Annotated in this window: 14 protein-coding genes; 4 read left to right on the top strand and 10 right to left on the bottom strand. The window is 70.4% G+C overall.

The window, feature by feature from the left end; translation table 11 throughout:
- The first annotated feature begins 110 nt into the window (after positions 1–110).
- Positions 111–1,439, top strand: coding sequence for a porin (locus FOF48_RS07680; RefSeq protein WP_143899512.1), 1,329 nt, complete (start codon positions 111–113; stop codon positions 1,437–1,439).
- A 9-nt stretch (positions 1,440–1,448) separates the two neighbouring features.
- Here FOF48_RS07680 and FOF48_RS07675 read toward each other — a convergent pair whose 3' ends face one another.
- From FOF48_RS07675 to FOF48_RS07655, 5 genes are all read right to left on the bottom strand, one after another.
- Positions 1,449–4,010: a polynucleotide kinase-phosphatase gene (locus tag FOF48_RS07675; RefSeq protein WP_143899511.1), complete on the bottom strand. Its 2,562-nt coding sequence runs from the start codon at positions 4,008–4,010 to the stop codon at positions 1,449–1,451.
- Complete coding sequence (locus tag FOF48_RS07670) at positions 4,007–5,410, bottom strand: 3' terminal RNA ribose 2'-O-methyltransferase Hen1 (protein WP_143899510.1); 1,404 nt, start codon at positions 5,408–5,410, stop codon at positions 4,007–4,009. The genes FOF48_RS07675 and FOF48_RS07670 overlap by 4 nt, the downstream gene beginning before the upstream one ends.
- Before the next feature lie 77 nt (positions 5,411–5,487).
- Complete coding sequence (locus FOF48_RS07665; RefSeq protein WP_143899509.1) at positions 5,488–6,489, bottom strand: fumarylacetoacetate hydrolase family protein; 1,002 nt, start codon at positions 6,487–6,489, stop codon at positions 5,488–5,490.
- A complete protein-coding gene (gene hmgA, locus FOF48_RS07660; protein WP_143899508.1) occupies positions 6,486–7,775 on the bottom strand; it encodes a homogentisate 1,2-dioxygenase in 1,290 nt (429 codons plus the stop codon). The genes FOF48_RS07665 and hmgA overlap by 4 nt, the downstream gene beginning before the upstream one ends.
- A gap of 41 nt (positions 7,776–7,816) precedes the next feature.
- The gene (locus tag FOF48_RS07655) at positions 7,817–8,284 is read right to left on the bottom strand and encodes a MarR family winged helix-turn-helix transcriptional regulator (RefSeq protein WP_143899507.1); all 468 of its coding nucleotides are present in this window, start codon (positions 8,282–8,284) and stop codon (positions 7,817–7,819) included.
- A 232-nt stretch (positions 8,285–8,516) separates the two neighbouring features.
- On the opposite strand from FOF48_RS07655, the gene FOF48_RS07650 reads away from it, so the two are divergent.
- Positions 8,517–9,524, top strand: coding sequence for a M91 family zinc metallopeptidase (locus FOF48_RS07650; protein ID WP_143899506.1), 1,008 nt, complete (start codon positions 8,517–8,519; stop codon positions 9,522–9,524).
- Between the two features lie 179 nt (positions 9,525–9,703).
- The gene (locus FOF48_RS07645) at positions 9,704–11,413 is read left to right on the top strand and encodes a hypothetical protein (RefSeq protein WP_143899505.1); all 1,710 of its coding nucleotides are present in this window, start codon (positions 9,704–9,706) and stop codon (positions 11,411–11,413) included.
- Positions 11,414–11,615: 202 nt separating this feature from the next.
- Here the strand turns inward: FOF48_RS07645 and FOF48_RS07640 are convergent, their stop codons facing one another.
- Entirely contained in the window at positions 11,616–12,644 is a 1,029-nt protein-coding gene (locus tag FOF48_RS07640; RefSeq protein WP_143899504.1) for a hypothetical protein, read from the bottom strand.
- A gap of 161 nt (positions 12,645–12,805) precedes the next feature.
- Here FOF48_RS07640 and FOF48_RS07635 point away from each other — a divergent pair, with 161 nt between their 5' ends.
- Positions 12,806–13,195, top strand: coding sequence for a DDE-type integrase/transposase/recombinase (locus FOF48_RS07635; RefSeq protein WP_143899503.1), 390 nt, complete (start codon positions 12,806–12,808; stop codon positions 13,193–13,195).
- A gap of 156 nt (positions 13,196–13,351) precedes the next feature.
- Here the strand turns inward: FOF48_RS07635 and FOF48_RS07630 are convergent, their stop codons facing one another.
- The 4 genes from FOF48_RS07630 to FOF48_RS07615 form a co-directional block, all read right to left on the bottom strand.
- The gene (locus FOF48_RS07630) at positions 13,352–13,882 is read right to left on the bottom strand and encodes a hypothetical protein (RefSeq protein WP_255441996.1); all 531 of its coding nucleotides are present in this window, start codon (positions 13,880–13,882) and stop codon (positions 13,352–13,354) included.
- 69 nt (positions 13,883–13,951) lie between these two features.
- Positions 13,952–15,352: a hypothetical protein gene (locus FOF48_RS36380; protein ID WP_186001823.1), complete on the bottom strand. Its 1,401-nt coding sequence runs from the start codon at positions 15,350–15,352 to the stop codon at positions 13,952–13,954.
- 66 nt (positions 15,353–15,418) lie between these two features.
- The gene (locus FOF48_RS07620) at positions 15,419–16,696 is read right to left on the bottom strand and encodes an MFS transporter (RefSeq protein WP_143899502.1); all 1,278 of its coding nucleotides are present in this window, start codon (positions 16,694–16,696) and stop codon (positions 15,419–15,421) included.
- Positions 16,697–16,759: 63 nt separating this feature from the next.
- A complete protein-coding gene (locus tag FOF48_RS07615; RefSeq protein WP_143899501.1) occupies positions 16,760–17,497 on the bottom strand; it encodes a dienelactone hydrolase family protein in 738 nt (245 codons plus the stop codon).
- Between the last annotated feature and the right edge of the window lie 189 nt (positions 17,498–17,686).

The raw sequence follows: 17,686 nt of genomic DNA, 5'->3' as shown, positions 1-17,686 counted from the left end.
GGCGCCCGTGACGGTGTTGAAACAACGGGGGGTGAAGTGTGGCGGAACGCGGCGCCGCTCGGTAACGGGAGCGCAACTTCGCGTCCCCGTTCCTCTCGCCCCACGCCCTCATGACCTTCGCCCCGTCCCACCGCTCCGTCCTTCAGGCCCTGCTGGCTGGCGCCGCGCTGCTGTTCTCCTCCTCCGCCCTGGCCTGGGGCCAGGAGGCGCCGCCGGAGTCCGCGCCGGCCGGGGAGGCTCCGCCGCCCGTCGAGCCTCCCGCGCCCGTGCCTCCGGTCGCCGCGCCTCCTCCCGGGGAGGAGAAGAAGAAGGACAAGCCCTGGTACGAAACCCTCCGCCTGCGGGGCTACACGCAGATCCGCTACAACCGGCTGCCCAGCTTCCGGGTGAACGACTCGCTCATCAACGAGCAGGGGGATCGCTTCCTGGGGAAGGACACCGGCTTCGGCATCCGCCGCGCGCGGCTGGTCATCTCCGGGGACGTGCACCCGCACGTGTCCATCTACCTCCAGCCGGACTTCGCCTCCGTCATTGGCGACCAGTACAACGTCGCCATCATGCGGGACTGGTACGCGGACATCTTCGTCGACGCGAAGAAGGAGTTCCGCTTCCGCGTGGGCCAGTCCAAGGTGCCGTATGGCTTCGAGAACCTTCAGTCCAGCCAGAACCGGCTCGCGCTGGACCGCAACGACGGCATCAACAGCGCGCTGAAGGACGAGCGTGACCTGGGCGTCTTCTTCTACTGGGCGCCCGCGCACATCCGCGAGCGCTTCAAGTTCCTGGTCGACAGCGGCCTGAAGGGCTCCGGGGATTACGGCGTGGTGGGCCTGGGCGTCTACAACGGCCAGACGGCCAACCGGGCGGAGCGCAACAACAGCCCGCATGCCGTGGCGCGCGTCACCTGGCCGTTCCTCTTCGGCTCCCAATACGTGGAGGTCGGCGCGGGCGGGTACTACGGCCGCTTCAACCTCAGCGCCTCGCCTCGGGATGACGCCCCCTTCGCGCTCGCGCGGGGCGGAAACCTGGTGGATGCCCGCGCCATCGTCAGCCTGACCGTGTACCCGCAGCCCCTGGGCTTCCAGGCCGAATACAACGTGGGGCGCGGACCGTCGCTGGGAACGGGGCCGGACGCGAGGCTGCTCATCGACAGCCGGAACCTGCGCGGCGGCTACGCGCAGCTCATGTACAAGCTGGACGACGTGCTGGGGGTGTCCCTCATCCCCTACCTGCGCGGCACCCTGTATCAGGGCGGCAAGAAGTTCGAGACCAATGCGCCCCGCTACGACGTGCGCGAGCTGGAGCTGGGCGCGGAGTGGCAGATCTGGAAGGCGCTGGAGTTGACGGCCGCCTACGTCATCGCGGACCGGACCTCCTCGCGCTATCCCTATGAACAGGAGCAGGGGCACGTGACGCGCCTCCAGCTCCAGTTCAACTACTGAGGGCCCCGGCTACAGCCGGGGGTCCACCGGCTCGCTCTCCAGCGCCAGCACGCCGAAGACGCACTCGTGCACGCGGCGCAGCGACTCCTTGCGCGTGAAGCGCTCCAGCCCCTCGACGCCCAGCGCGAACTCGCGCAGCGCGAGGGAGCGCTTGGTGGACAGGCCCCGCTGGCGCAGGCGCTCCAGGTTCGCTGGCGCGGTGTACTCCGGGCCGTAGATGATGCGCAGGTACTCCTGTCCCCGGGACTTGATGGCGGGCTGCACCACCCCCCGCCGTCCGCGCACCGCGAAGCCGTGGGGCTTCACGACCATGCCCTCGCCGCCGCGCGAGGTGAGCTCCTCCCACCAGCGCACGCCGCCTGACACCGCCTCCGCGTCCTCCAGCTCGACGACGCGGTAGGGCGTGGCCATGAGGAACGACGGGTCCGCGCGGCACACGCGGGCCAGCGTCTCCATGTGCCAGACATGGTCCTTGTCCACGTGGGTCGCGCCCTCCGTGGCCAGGAGGTGGAAGGGCGCCAGCCGCACGTCGTCCAGCGACGCCACCGGCCAGCAGTAGCGCCGGTACGCCTCCACGTAGCGCTGCACGCTCGTGGCCTTGTCCGCGTACCGCGCGGCCAGGTCCCCGAGCGGGAGCCCTCGCGCCGTGGCCTGTCCCAGCACCGCCACGACATCCGTCAGCGCCGCGCGCGACGCCGCGCCCACCGCGGCGTACGGGTCGCGCAGCAGCTCCTGGGCCTTGAGCGACCAGGGCATCAGCTCGCAGTCCAGGCAGGCCCAGTCCGTCTTCAAGTCCTCCCAGAACCCGGACGCGTCCAGCGCCGCCCGGACGCGGGCGAGGAACGCGGCCTCCAGGGCCTCGTCGCTGAAGAAGCGCCGTCCCGTGCGCGTGTAGCAGACGCCCGTCTCACCGGAGGTGACGCCGAAGCGCCGCCGCGCGGCGTCCGCGTCACGCGCGAGCACCACCACGGCGCGCGAGCCCATGTGCTTCTCCTCGCAGACGACGCGCGTCACGCCCTCCCGGCGGTAGTAGTCGAAGGCCTCCTGGGGGTGCTCCAGGAAGCCGGCCTGCTGGCTCGTCTCCGACGGGGACATGGTGGGCGGCAGGTAGAGCAGCCAGCGCGGATCGATGGCGAAGCGGCTCATCGCCTCCAGCGCGGCGGTGGTGTTCTCCTCGCGCAGGGTGACGTTCGCGGACAGCCGCGTGGAGATGACCCGCTTGCCCCGCACGTCCTCCAGGTCGAGCACGTCGTCCGCCTGCTGCTGCGCGCTCAGTCCCGGGGCCGCGGGGACGACGCCCAACGGCTTCACCGGCTCGCAGTGCGTGCGCAGCGCCTGCACGGACACCAGCTCGCGCTCCGGGTAGCGCAGGGCGGTGAGCTGGCCGCCGTAGACGCAGCCCGTGTCCACGCACAGCGTGTTGTTGACCCACTCGGCCTGGAGCACGGGCGAGTGGCCGTACACCACCGCCGCGCGGCCCCGGTATTCGGCGGCCCAGTTGAAGCGCACCGGCAGGCCGTACTCGTCCGACTCGCCCGTCGTCTCGCCGTACAGCGCGAAGCCCCGCACGCGGCCGGAGCCCCGCCCCTGCATGCTCTCCTTCATGCCCGCGTGCGCGACCACCAGGCGCCCGTCGTCCAGCACGTAGTGGGACACCAGCCCGTCGATGAACTTCGCCACCCGCTGGTGGAACTCCGGCGGCTCGCGCTCCAACTGCTCCAGCGTCTGGGCCATGCCGTGGGACACGTTGACCTTGCCGCCGCGCAGCTTGCGCAGGAGCTTCATCTCGTGGTTGCCCGGCACGCACAGCGCCGTGCCGGCCTCCACCATGTCCATCACCAGCCGCAGCACGCCCGGGATGTCCGGGCCCCGGTCCACCAGGTCGCCCAGGAAGACGGCCTTGCGGCCCTCTGGCGCCCGCACGTCGAAGCCGGGCGTGCCGTCCGCGCGGGGCCGCACCTGGTAGCCCAGCTTCGCGAGCAGGGACTCCAGCTCCTCCCGGCAGCCGTGGATGTCGCCGATGATGTCGAACGGCCCGCGCTCGTGCTTGAGGTTGCACCAGAGCGGCTGTCGCTCCAGGACCACGGTGTCGATGACGTCCGGCCGGAGGATGTGGAGGTGGCGGAAGCCCTCGCGCTCCAGGCCGCGCAGCGAGCGGTGCAGCTGGGAGGCCTGGTTGCGCACGAAGCGGGAGCTGGCGGCGCGGTCCGGCCGCTGCTGGTTGCGCTCGATGCAGGTGCGCTCCGGCACGTCCAGCACCAGCGCTACGGGCAGCACGTGGTGGTCGCGCGCCAGCTCCACGAAGGCCTTGCGCGACTCCGGCTGGACGTTGGTGGCGTCCACCACCGTCAACAGGCCGCGCGCCAGCCGCTTCGCCGCGACGAAGCGCAGCGCCTCGAAGGCGTCCTTCGTCGCCTCCTGGTTGTTCTCGTCGTCGGACACGAAGCCCCGGTAGGTGTCCGAGGACAGGATCTCCGTGGGCTTGAAGTGTCGGCGCGCGAAGGTCGTCTTCCCCGCGCCAGAGGCGCCGATGAGCACGACGAGCGACAGCTCCGGAATATGGACGTTCATCGCGCGAAGACCCCCATCTGCGTGGGAGCGCCGACCTCCGCGTCGTTCTCTCCCACGGGCACGAAGCGCACGGTGTAGCCGAAGCGCTGGCACATGCCGTTCGCCCACGCCTCGAACTCGGCGCGGGTCCACTCGAAGCGGTGGTCGCGGTGGCGGAAGGTGCCAGCGGGGAGCGAGCTGAAGCGCACGTTGTACTCGGCGTTCGGGGTGGTGAGGATGATGAGGCCCGGCCGCGTGTGCTCGAAGAGCACGCGCTCGAACGCGGCGAGGCGCGGTGGGTCCAGGTGCTCGATGACCTCGATGACGGTGGCGGCGTCGAAGCCCGCGAGCCGCTGGTCGCGGTACAGCAGCGAGCCGTGCAGCAGCTTCACGCGCTGGCGTTGCATCTCCGGCAGCCGTTCAATGCCCAGCCGGTCATGGGCGATCTCCAGCGTGCGGTGCGACACGTCCATGCCGACGAGCTCGGTGATGCGCCGGTCCTTCAGCAGGACCTTGAGGAGCCGGCCCTCGCCGCAGCCCAGGTCCAGCACGCGCGCGGCGCCGTGCTCCTGGAGCACGTCGCGCACGCTCTGGAGCCGCTGCTCGTTGAGGCTCAGGCGGGACTCGAGCACGGCCTCCTCGGCGTTGCGCGTCTCCTGGCGCTCCTCGGGCTCCGGGGCCTCGTCGCCCGCCAGCCGCTCCAGCGCCTCGCGGGCGAGGCTGTGGCGGTGGCGCAGGTAGCGGCGGGCGATCTGCTCGCGCTCCGGGTGGGCCGCGAGCCAGCCCTCGCCGTGGCGCAGGAGCTTCTCCACCTCCTCGTCGCCCACCCAGTAGTGCTTGTCGTCGTCGAGCACCGGGATGAGGACGTACAGGTGCGTGAGCAGGTCGCCCAGCCGCACGCGCCCCTCCAGCGTGACGGTGAAGTAGCGGCTGTCGCCCCACGCGGGGACGGTCTCGTCGAGCGCGTGCCGGGTCGCGGTGACGGTGTAGCCGAGCGGTTCGAAGAGCCGGCGCAGGAAGCCCTCGCCGCCCCGGCAGGGCAGCACCGACAGGCGGGCGGAGAGGGGGAGCGGCGTGCCGGCCAGCTCCGGCCGGTCCTTGCTGCGCCCCGACAGCGCGGTGCCGAAGACGCGGGACAGGGCCACGCTCATGAAGGACGACGCCACGTAGGGGCGGTCGTTGACGTACTGGTCCAGCGTCCCGCCCGCGCCTCCCGGGGAGGAGGACCGGCCGCGCACCAGCGCGACGGGGTCCACCTCCAGGAGGAGCGCCGCCGTCGTGCGGTCCGCGGAGGCCTCCGGGTAGAAGACGTGGGCGTGTCCGAAGGGCAGCTCGAAGGACTGGGGCCGGTCCGGGTTCTTGTGCAGCAGGTAGCCCAGGTCCGTCGCGGGCGTGTGGGTCGTCGAGAGGGTCAGGAGCATGAGGGCGCGCGGGTCATCCTGCGGCGCGCTGGACGCACGGGACAAGGGGGCCTGACGAAGGGCCCCCGTCCATGGTGCTACCCGCCGACCACCTGGTCGATGGCGCCGAAGATGCTGCCGGCCTCATCGCGCATCTCGATGCGCACCCGGTCGCCCCGCTTGAGGAACGGCGTCCGGGGCGCGCCGTCCTGGAGCGTCTCCACCATGCGCAGCTCCGCGATGCACGAATAGCCCGCGCCCCCGGCGCTCACGGCCTTGCCCGGCCCGCCGTCGGGGCCCCGGTTCGACACCGTGCCCGAGCCCACGAGGGTCCCCGCGCACAGCGAGCGCGTCTTCGCCGCGTGCGCGACCAGCGTGCCGAAGTCGAACGTCATGTCGACGCCCGCGTCCGCGCGGCCGAACGGCTGGCCGTCCAGGAACACCTCCAGCCTCCGGTGCAGCTTGCCCTCCCGCCACGCGGGGCCCAGCTCATCCGGCGTGACGAACACCGGGGAGAACGCCGATGCGGGCTTGGACTGGAAGAACCCGAAGCCCTTCGCCAGCTCGCCCGGAATCAGGTGGCGCAGCGACACGTCGTTCACCAGCCCCACCAGCACCACGGCATCCAGGCCCTGCTCGCGAGAGGCCCCCAGCGGCACGTCGCGCGTCACCACCACGACCTCGCCCTCCATGTCGCAGCCCCACGCCTCGTCGGCGAGCGGAATGGGCTGGCGAGGGCCGAGGAAGCCGTCGGAGCCCCCCTGGTACATCAGCGGGTCGGTCCAGAAGGACGCGGGCAGCTCCGCGTTGCGCGCGCGGCGCACCAGCTCCACGTGGTTCACGTAGGCGGAGCCGTCCGCCCACTGATAGGCGCGGGGCAGGGGCGCGGCGCAGCGCTCGGGCTCGAACGGGGCGCCCGGGAGCGCGCCTTGCTCCAGCCGCTCCGACAGCGCGCGGAGGGCCGGCGCGTGCCGCTCCCAGTCGTCGAGCGCGGCCTGGAGGGTCGGGACGACGGCGGAGGCGTCCGACTGCCGGGAGAGGTCCTTCGACACGACGACGAGACGGCCATCCCGTCCCACGTTGAGGGAGGCGAGCTTCACGGCAGCCGGGCCTTGGGCAGGTCCGCCCAGCACGCGTCGTAGTCGGCTTGCAGCGCGGGGCTCTCCATCGCGGCGCGCGTCGGGGAGATGACCCAGCGGGTCTCGAACATGAAGGCCAGTGTGTTGTCGATCTTCCGGGGCGACAGGTCCGCGGCGACCGCCGCCTCGTAGGTCTTCCGGTCGGGGCCGTGGGCGCTCATGCAGTTGTGGAGCGACGCGCCTCCCGGCACGAACGCGTCCGCCTTCGCGTCATAGACGCCGTGCACCAGCCCCATCAGCTCGCTCATCACGTTGCGGTGGAACCAGGGCGGCCGGAACGTGTGCTCCGCCACCATCCACCGGGGCGGGAAGATGACGAAGTCGCAGTTGGCCGTCCCCGGCGTGTCGCTGGGCGACGTCAGCACCGTGAAGATGGACGGATCCGGGTGGTCGAAGCTCACCGTGTTGAGGGTGTTGAAGCGCGCCAGGTCGTACGTGTACGGCACGTGCGTGCCGTGCCACGCGACGACGTCGAACGGCGAATGGTCGAGCGTCGTCTCCCAGAGGTTCCCCTGGAACTTCTGCACCATGCGCGTGGGCCGCTCCACGTCCTCGTACGCCGCCACCGGGGCCACGAAGTCGCGAGGGTTCGCCAGGCCGTTGGACCCGATGGGGCCCAGCTCCGGCAGCCGGAACGCAGAGCCATAGTTCTCGCAGATGTAGCCGCGCGCGGGGCCACCCGGCAGCTCCACCCGCATGCGCATCCCGCGAGGGATGAGCGCGACGTGGCCCGGCGGGACGTCCAGCACGCCCAGCTCCGTGACGATGCGCAGCGCCCCGGACTGCGGGACGATGAGCAGCTCGCCGTCGGCGTTGAAGAACGCGGTGTCCGTCATGGACGCGTTCGCCGCGTAGAGGTGCACCGCCGCGCCCGCGCCCTCGGCCGGGGAGCCGTTGCCGCCCAGGGTGAAGAGGCCTTCCAGGAACGTCGTCGGCGCGGTGGGCAGCGGCATCGGGTTCCAGCGCAGCCGGTTGGGCGACGGGGGCACTTCGCGGAACGGGCCGCTGCGCAAGAGGCGGGACTCCACCTGCCGGTACGCCGGGTGGCCCGCGCTCGGCCGCAGCCGGTAGAGCCAGGTGCGCCGGTTCACCCCGCGCGGCGCGGTGAAGGCCGTGCCGGAGAGCTGTTCGGCGTAGAGGCCGAACGCGACGCGCTGTGGCGTGTTCTGGCCCACCGGGAGCGCACCGGCGAGGGCCTCCGAGGCGTGCTCATTCCCAAAGCCTGTCAGTTGGCGAACGGTTTCCATGGCACCGTAAATAGTAACAGATGAAACCAGATGGGCAAGGCTCAGGGGGCCTGCTGGAGGGCGCGGATGGCGGCGCGCTCGACGCGCTCCAGGAGGGCGCGGAGCACCGCGCGCTCGGCGGGCTTGAGCTCCGCGAGCACCTCCGCCTCCGCCTGGAGCGCCGCGGGGGCCACCCGCGCGTAGAGGCGGCGGCCCGCGGCGGTCAGCGTCAGGCGGCGCGAGCGGGCGTCGCTCTTGCTCGTGGCGCGCCGCACCAGCCCGCGCTCCTCCAGGGAGCGCGCGGCGCGGCTCACCGGGACCTTCTCCATCCGCGTGCGCCGGACGAGCTCCAGCTGCGAGCGCTCGCCGTCCTCGCCGAGCACCGCGATGAGCCGCCACTCCTGCGTGCTCAGTCCGTCCTCGGCCGCGTACACGCGGGCGATGCGCTGGCTGACGACGTTGTCGGCGACCGACAGCCGGTAGGGGAGGAAGTCGTCGAGGGTGAGGCGCGCGGCGCGTGCTTGGCTCATCGTGACCCCGAATATCGCCCGCGCGGCCTTCGGGCCAGCCATGAGCCCCTGGTGTCTGGTGTCATCAGGCCCCCGACGGCAGTCATCAGGGCGCGGCTCCTCGCGAGCCTCGGAGGCCCTGGCAACCCGTTGAAATCACGGCGGGGGCTGTCAGGACGGGCGCGCTCCGGGGGCGGCACGGCGGTTGCTCTAGGGGTGGTTCATCCACGCGTTCCGCTCCCGAGGTTCCGCCATGAAGCTCCGCTCCTCCTCCTTCTCCACCCCGTCGCTCTCCTCCGGCTCGCGCTCGCGCAGCAGCAGCGCGCCCCCCAAGATGGAGACGCCGAAGACCGTGGCGCCGAAGACGGAGACGCCGAAGACGGTGAAGCCGGAGACGGCCTCGAAGCCGAAGCCGCCCTCGCCGGCGGAGCTGCAGAGCGGCAAGAACAACCTGAAGCCGGCGGACTACGGCGTCGTGCACCCGGATCTGTCGGGCGTCCGGACCCGCCGTGACAGCAAGCAGTCGGGCGCGGACTTCGCGGACTTCACGTCGGATGCGCGCACCTCCACGCACCGGCTGATGGACAAGCCGGTGGGCAACCGGATGATGACGGAGCTCAACGGCCGCACGCAGCACGTGAACCCCGGCGCGACGGGCACCGCGCAGAAGCCGCTGACGGTGGCGGACATCTACTCCGGGCGGGATGCCTCCATGCCCATGTCGCACGCGCCGCGCCACGACGGCACCCTCCAGTCGCTGCGCCCGGCGTACCGCTACGACGGCCAGCCCAGCGCGGGCCAGGCCAGCCGCATCAACTACAACGAGAAGGACCCCGGCCAGCGCTTCAACAGCCTGGGCCACGAGTCGGTCCACGCGTGGCGCGCGTCCAATGGCTTGCAGGTGAGCCCCCTGGCGGCGAGCAAGCACAGCGACGCGGAGGTCTTCAAGCGCTACCCGGAGCACTCGGCCGCGATGAAGGACACCGTGGAGACCCGCCTGCGCCTGACGGAGGAGTTCGAGACCGTGGGCCTGCGTCCCACGCCGCACACGCCGAAGAACTGGGCGCCCACGGAGAACGGCATCCGCGCCGAGCACGGCCTGCCGGCCCGCGAGGACTACTCGGGCTTCCGGCCCAACGGGAACAAGAACGACCAGAACCTGGAGAACTACGACCTGGGTTCGGACGACCGCAGCCGGTTCCAGAAGTTCATGGGCACGCCCTCGCCCATGGGGAAGATCCTCGACGACCTGGAGAAGTGAGCCCGTCGCGCCAGCGGTCCCCCGGGACCGGGCAGGCACCGGGCGAGGGTGTCATCGATTGGAGGGACACCCTGCCCGGGTGGATTGCCAGGAGCGTGCGCACCCCCCACCGTTGCCTGGGACGTCCGGGTGTCGCGTGAACCGACGCGCGGCCGGGCCGGCGTGCCCGGGGGAACATCGTGCGCGCGCAAGTTCTGCTCATCCTCATTCCCGTGTTGCTGGCGCAGGGGCCGTACGTCCGGGCCCATGCCGCCAGCCCGCCGGTCGTCGCCACCCCCGCGCAGGGGACGCAGGACGATGCCTCCGTGCCGCCGCGCGTGGCCTCGCTCGCCGAGGGGGCCAGCCTCTTCGACGACCTTGGCAAGTTCCAGTGGACGGTGACGACGAAGTCGCAGGACGCGCAGGCGTTCTTCGACCAGGGCATGCGGCTCACCTATGCCTTCAACCACGACGAGGCCGCGCGCTCGTTCGCGCGGGCGGCCCAGCTGGACCCGTCCTGCGCGATGTGTTTCTGGGGCGTGGCCCTGGTGCAGGGGCCCAACTACAACATGCCCATGCTCCCGGACCGGGCCGCGACCGCCTGGGAGGCCTTGCAGCGGGCGAAGGCGCTCGCTTCCGAGGGGACTCCGACGGAGCAGGCGCTCATTGGCGCGCTGTCCCGGCGCTATGGCGGGCCCGAGCCGCGCACGCCGGAGGAGATGAAGCCCTTCAGTCGGGCCTATGCCAACGCCATGCGGGACGTGGCCCGGCGCTTCCCGGATGACCAGGACGTGCAGGTGCTCTTCGTCGAGTCCCTGATGGATTTGAATCCGTGGAAGCTCTGGTCGCTCCAGGCCAGGCCGGAGCCGGGCACGGAGGAGATCGTCTCCCGGCTGGAGGCGGTGCTTGCGCGCGTCCCCGACCATCCCGGCGCCAATCACTATTACATCCATGTGATGGAGGCTTCGGACCATCCCGAGCGGGCGCTGCCGTCCGCGCGCCGGCTGCCCGACTTGATGCCGGGGGCTGGTCACCTCGTCCACATGCCCGCGCACATCTACCAGCGGCTGGGGAAGTACGAGGAGGCCTCGGAGAGCAACCGCCGCGCCATCCAGGTGGATGAGGCCTATCTGCGCCGGGTGAACCCGACCGGTTACTACCCCATGTATCTGGCCCACAACTGGGGCTTCCTCGCGTATTCGGCCTCCATGGAAGGCCGCTCCGAGGAGTCCATCCGGGCGGCGCGCGAGGCGGCGGGCGTGATGAAGCCCGGGATGGTGGATGCGATGCCCGGCATGGACTTCTTCGCCGCCGAGCCGTTGCTCGCGATGGTGCGCTTCGGGCGCTACGACGCGCTGCTCGCCGAACCCAAGCCGGATCCGAAGTACCCCGTGCTCATGGGGCTGTGGCTTCATGCGCACGGGCTGGCGCTCGCCGCCCGCGGCCACATCAAGGAGGCCCGAGCGGAGCACGCGAAGCTGGTGGCGCTGGCCGCGGACGTGCCCGACACGCTGACCGCCGGCAACAACTCCGCCAAGGACGTGCTGGACGTGGCGGCCCGGGTGCTTGACGCCTCCATCGCCGAGCGCCAGGGGAAATCCGATGCGCTCACGCTCTGGGAAGACGCGGTGCGCGCCTCCGACCAGCTGGCCTATTCGGAGCCCAGCGACTGGTTTTATCCCGTGCGCCACTTCCAGGGCGCCGCGCTGCTGGACGCGAAGCAGTGGAAGGCTGCGGAGTCCGTCTACCGGGAGGACCTGCGCCGCAACCCCGGCAACGGCTGGGCGCTGTTCGGCCTCACCCGCGCGTTGGAGGGGCAGGGCCGGACCGCCGATGCCGCCTCCGCGCGCGAGCGCTTCGACGAGGCGTGGGCGAACGCCGACTTCAAGCTCACCCGCACGGCTTTCTAGCCTCGTGCACCCGGCGGTTGAGGCGGAGCGCCGCGACCGCGGACGCCGTCACTCCTCACTCGGCCACGTCAGCCCCACCGAGTCCGAGCGCACGGCTGACGCGCGGAGCAGGCGGCGTGGTCAACCTGTCCAACGGAAGCGGGGGACGCTCACAGGGCAGTCCGTGTGCATGAGGCGTCCAGGGTGGCTTCCGCTCCGTTCGTCAGATGCTGACTGTCGCGATCGGAAGATGCTCGTGCAAGTGAGTCATGATGGCCAACAGGCGATCCACGTGCTCGTCCGCACGTCCCGCTGGCGGCGCGAAGCGGTCGAGACAGAAGCGCACGATCCGGCCCTTGCATGAGATGTCCGCATCACGCCAAGGCGGTCCTCTACGCCCCGGCGGATACTGCGCGGCCCAGAGATCGAAGAACGCGTTGACGATCTCGAGCTGTTCCTCATCGGGCGCCGATGCGAAACGGATTTCGACGGCGAGTTCGCCGTTCGTTTCCATCTCGTACGGGAGCCGCTCCACGAGCTCGCGATACCCCGAGAGTTCGAACGGACACGCGGGAGGCGTTGGACTCGGCGTTGATGGGTCGAGGGGAGGGACGTCGGAGCTGGAGTCGTCAACCTCGTCGTCGTCGTCGTCATCGACCACACGCAAGCGCTGGCGAACCAGCACCCCGTCCCGAAGAAAGTACCGATAGCCGCTCTCCGGACGCACGTTGCTCTCGAATACGACGTCGCCTTCGTCCTCGTACTCGCCCAGCGTGATCCGGCGACGCCGTTCGATCCGGAGCTTCGCGCCGGGACCGTAGGTGAACCACTTGCGTTCGGTGATCACCACGACGTGCACATGCGCTTCATCGTCGACGAGTCCCAGCGGCTCGACGGCCTCGATGGGCTCCGGTAGCGGGTCGACCGTTCGCGGTGCGGGGTACACCGTGGTCGTTTGCACGAACCACGCGCGCGCGATGCGGTGCCGCTCGAGGAGCGCTCGGAGGTCTCGCGTGCGCAGCTCGTGATCCACGTCGAGATGAGGCAGCCAACCGCCGGTGCCGAACCAGCGCCGGCGTTCGTCGATCGCGCGAGTCAACCCCCAGGCGGAGGCTCGGACCCAGCCGCGCTCCCGCATCTCGCGCAGGAGCTCGCTGCGCTGATACGCGGTGAGCGGGCATTCGCATTCGAACAGGAACAGCCCCACCGCGTTGGGCACAGCCGCGGGATCAAAACCAGAAATCACCATCATGGCTCGCCGGACAGACGTTCACGCGTCAAGCCGCCACCGAGTTTCAGGATCCGCTCGTGTGGAGCGTATCCCTCTGCTCAGCGTTCAGAAGCCTGATCGCCTGTGGGTCTTACCGCCGTGGTGACCGCGCCTTCAATACGAAAGCCGATGGAGGACGGGCGATGAGCTCTCACCAGCAGCCAGTGGCAGGCAAGCGGGTCGACAGCCGCTTCACGGCGCACCGCCCGAATGAACGCGGAGTGGGAGACACCACGGAGTGGACCATCCCCGGAGGCAGACTCTTCCTGGCGGCCAGCATCGACCTCTCTTCGCGCTTCGTCGTGGGCTGGGCGCGCATCGAGGTGAACGACAGTCAGCTGTCGCTCAAGGCGCTGGCCATGTCGCTGCGCCGTCGATGCTCGGTTGAGAGTCGCTTGCACCACACGGACCAAGGGAGCACCGGCGGATTCAATCGATCGTCGCAACGCCTCTTGGTTGAAGTGAACGTCGATGCGTGCTCAGCACCTCGAAAGGTGTCTTCCGTCCAAGCGTCCTGCGGGTCCGGTTGTTGAGGGCGGAGGCTCCTCGAGCGTCTCGAATCCTCGACAGGATGAGACCGCGGGACCCGGTCCCACGGAAAGAAGCCGCCGCCGCATGCCGTCGCGGTGACGCTGGAAGCGTTCCCGAAAGCGATGAATCATCCGAGTATCAAGACGGCATCCGGTACTTCATGGAAGAGGATGCCGACCGTCGGAGGAGGGCCCGCCGCCCCCGCGAAAGCCATACACCCAGGCGCCAGCGGCCCCGAGCGCGGGCAGCACCACGGCGACGGTGAGCGCGATGAACACGGCGTCATTGGTGGCCTGTCCGATGAGGTCCACGCCCGACACGCGCAGCCAGGCCTTCACGCAGGTGATGGCCCAGTTGGCGTAGTTGGCGACGATGACCGCCCAGGCCAGCCACTGCTGCCCCACGGCGCCGTAGCGCAGCATGGGCAGTGTCCACGCGACGCCCAGGAGGAAGAAGGTGCCCATCAGCGCGTTCAGGTGCGCCGCGAGCGCCATCCCTGGATCCGCGGGCACCTTGCCCGTCATCGCGGCGGACACGTAGCCCCCCGTGAGCAGGCCCACCAGCATGAGCCATGCAGCGGCGTGGGCCATCCGCCGCGCGGCGGGAAGGACGGTGGGCGGCGCGCTGGCGGTGGGGGAGCTTTCGGGACGGACGTCCCCGGAGATGGTAGGAGTGGGGGCGGTGCTCATGGTGGGCAGGGCGGCATCCTCGCACCCGGCGCCTGGGAGACGCCAATGCCCCCGTCCTGACTCCGGGCGTCAGAAGCGGGCCTGGAGCAGAACGCTGAAGCCCACCGCGTTGGCGGGTCGCAGGACGGGCCTGGACACGCCCGTCTCGTCATTCTCGAAGGTCGCCCGGTTCGGATCATGGGTGAACGACGCCTCCGCGAGGACTCCCGCCACCGCGCCCAGGTCCCAGCGGGCGGTGGCTTTCACGGTCACCGCCGTCTTGGGCTCCACGCCCTCGGGCAGGATGGAGAGCTGGTTGGGCCCCAGGAGCACCGTGGTCCAGTCGGGCGCCGGCACTCCGAGCACCGACTGGCGGAACGAGGCGGGGCGGGTGAACCGCAGCAGCAGCCCGGGCGTCAGCCCCCAGTCCTGAATGTGGTAGTCGCTGCTCAGCGTGCCTGACACCTCCGGCTGGGTGTCCGCGCTGCTCCTGAACGCCTGGAAGGGAGGGATGCCGGGGACGTCCGCCTGGATGAAGCCGGGCGTCCGGAGGTAGACCAGCGCGTGTGCCCGCCAGAAGCCCTGCTTCACCCGTCCCTCCAGCGCCCCCGCTGTCGAGGTCTGGGTCTTGGGCTGGAACGTGGATGCTTCGGGGTCCTGGAGCCCCTGCGACACGAGGCTCCCCTCCAGCGACACCGACGCGCCGAAGCCGCCCGGGTAGGTCTCCGGGACGAAGAACCGCTCGAAGAAGGTCGGGTCGCCCGTGTAGAGCGCCAGGTCGACGTTGTTCCCGACGGGCACGCCGTGGTGCCACGCCCCCCCCAGCGAGGCGCCGCGCACGGGAACGTGCATCTCGATGCCCAGGGTTCCCACGCCGGGAACCTGACCCCGGTTCAGCACGGTGCCCTTCAATGCCAGCCGCAGCTCGGGGGTGACGTCCACGAAGCCTCCCGCGAGCAGGGCGTAGCGGCGGGAGGTCTCCAGCCGCAGGCTGTCGAGCACCTCCGCGGACTTGAGCGCCGCGAAGGCCTCCCACCGCCGGCGTGACAGGCGCAGCTCCAGCGCGGACTCGGTGCTGGCGCGGTTGGAGAAGGCCTTCCGCTCCCAGGTCACCGGGTAGGTGAAGCCCATGTACAGCCGGGTCGTGCTGAGCGGATGGACCGCGAGGACGACGCCCTCCTGGGACTCCCAGTTGGAAGGCCGGTAGCGCAGGCTCAGGGTGCTGCCATTGTCCACCAGCCCGAACGTCTGGCTGTTGCCGCCGTTGGAGAGGAAGAGCGACAGCGCCGCCTCCGCGCGCAGGCCCGACGCGAGCTCTGGCGTATGGCCCTCCAGCGCCGCATGGAACGACGTGGTGGAGCCCTCGGTGTCGACATCCTGGTCGCTGGCGAAGAAGGACAGCCGCGCCTGGAGTGCGGAGTTGGTGGAGGTGGGCTCGGAGACCTGGCCCAGGCAGAGCAACAGCGGGAGTGTCAGCAACGGAGAGGTCATGGCGCGGGCGCGTCTAACACATCCCGGAAATGGCCCGCCGGCGACGCCCGTTCGCGCAACTAGTTTTCAGGCCGCTTGCGTCTCGTCGATGCGGCTGTGACGCTGCGTGTCCGGCATGAGCGCGTAGACGAGCAGCGAGCAGAAGATGCCGCCCGTCACGTACCAGAAGAACCATTCCTCGTGCCCGGCCAGCTTCAGGCGCGTGCCCACGTACTCCGCGGTGCCGCCGAAGAGCGACACGGTCAGCGCGTAGGGCAGCCCCACGCCCAGGGCGCGGATGCGCGCGGGGAACAGCTCCGCCTTCACCACCGCGTTGATGGACGTGTAGCCGGAGAGGATGACCAGGGCCGCGAGCACCAGCAGGAAGGCGGTGAAGGCGTCCCGCGTCCGCGTCAGCGCGGTGAGCAGCGGCACGGTGCACAGCGTGCCCATCATGCCGAACCCCATCAGCACGGGCCTGCGTCCGACCTTGTCGGAGAGCGCCCCGAACGCCGGCTGCAACAGCATGTAGAGGAACAGGGAGCTGGCGGAGATGAGCGTGGCCTCGTCGCGCGTCAGCCCCACCGAGTTCACCAGGAACTTCTGCATGTAGACGGTGTATGTGTAGAAGGCCAGGGTCCCGCCCAGCGTGAGGCCCACCACGACGGCGATCTCCTTGGGGTGGCGCAAGAGCTCGCGCATGGGGTGGTGCCGTGACGCCTTCGCGGCCTCGCGGGTGAAGGCCTCCGTCTCCACCATGTCGCGCCGCATGTAGAAGCCGAAGATGGCCAGCCCCGCGCCAATGCCAAACGGGATGCGCCAGCCCCAGGCCTCCAGCTGCGGGCCCGTCAGCACCAGCCGCTGCAACACCAGCAGCGTCAGCGTCGCCAGCAGCTGTCCCAGGATGAGCGTGACGTACTGGAAGGAGCTGTAGAAGCCCCGGTGCCGGGAGGTGGCCACCTCGCTGAGATAGGTGGCGCTGGTGCCGTACTCCCCGCCCAGGGAGAGCCCCTGGAGCAGCCGCGCGAGCATCAACACGGCGGGCGCCAGGACCCCGATGCGCGCGTAGGTGGGACACACGGCGATGACCAGCGACCCCAGGCACATCAGCGAGACGGACAGCGTCAGCGCGGACCGGCGGCCGCGCTGGTCCGCGTAGAGCCCCATCACCCACCCGCCCACGGGGCGGATGAGGAAGCCGAGCGCGAAGACGCCTGCGGTGTTGAGCTGCCGCACGACGGGATCCGCGTCCGGAAAGAACGCCTGGGCGAAGTACAGCGAGAACGCCGAATAGACGTAGAAGTCGTACCACTCGATGAGGTTGCCGACCGAGCCGCCGAAGATGGAGCGCAACCGCTGCCGCATGGGGGGACTTCTAGCCTGAACTCCCCCCACGGCGATGCCTGGAAGTGGAAGCCCGCGCCGTGCTCAGGCGCGCAGCGTCCGGCCGAACAGCTCCTGCAACCTGCGCCAGTGCGTCTCCGCGGCCTCCGCGTTGAAAGCGGCCGAACCCTCCACGGAGTAGCCGTGGCGCGCGCCGGGGTACAGCTCCGACACATGCTTGACGCCCGCGTCCTTCAGCGCGGCCTCCAGGGTCTGGATGGCCTGGGCGGGCATCGAGTCGTCCTTGTCGGCGTGGCCGAAGTACAGCTCGCCCTTCACCTCTCCCACCCTCCGGTGGGGGCTGTCCGGCGACTCCGTGGCCAGGCGCCCCCCGTGCGAGGACGCCGCCGCGCCGATGCGCTCCGGGAAGTCCGCGGCCATGCGCACCGCGATGCCACCGCTGAAGCAGTAGCCCGCGACGCCTGCCTTCGGGCCCTTCACGAAGGGCTGGCGGGAGAGGAAGTCCAGCTCCGCTCCAGCATCCAGCTTCTGCCGCTCCGGCGTCAGCGCGCCAATCAGCCCGTAGATGCGCTTGCGGAACGTCTCATCCGCGAAGGAGCCGTCGAGGTCGAGCTTCGACGTGTGCCCGTCCCGGTAGAAGACGTTGGGCAAGAGCACGACGTACCCCGCCTTCGACAGGCGCCGCGCCATGGACTCGAAGGCGGGCCGGATGCCAAAGGCATCCGCCAGCATGATGACCGCCGGCCAGGGCCCCGCGCCCTCTGGCTGGAACAGCTTCGCGTCCATCACTCCATCCGCGGTCTTGATGTCGACGTCTTGCATGTCCTGGCGGACCTCCGTGTCCGGGTGTCGGGCGGAGCCTTCCGCCCCGGGGCAGGGTGACACCACACGCGGTGGACCTCCGCCATCCCTTTCGAGCGAGGAGTCCTCGTGCCCCTCATGAGCGAACACTCTCCACGGTCCAGGAAGAAGGCCGGGCCGCCCTCCGCGGGCGCCCGGCCTTCCGTGCTT

Origin of the sequence: Corallococcus sp. Z5C101001 (genome assembly GCF_007352635.1) — a bacterium.
In the GTDB taxonomy this organism is placed as follows: domain Bacteria; phylum Myxococcota; class Myxococcia; order Myxococcales; family Myxococcaceae; genus Corallococcus; species Corallococcus silvisoli.
This window is presented reverse-complemented; position numbering and strand designations above follow the sequence as displayed.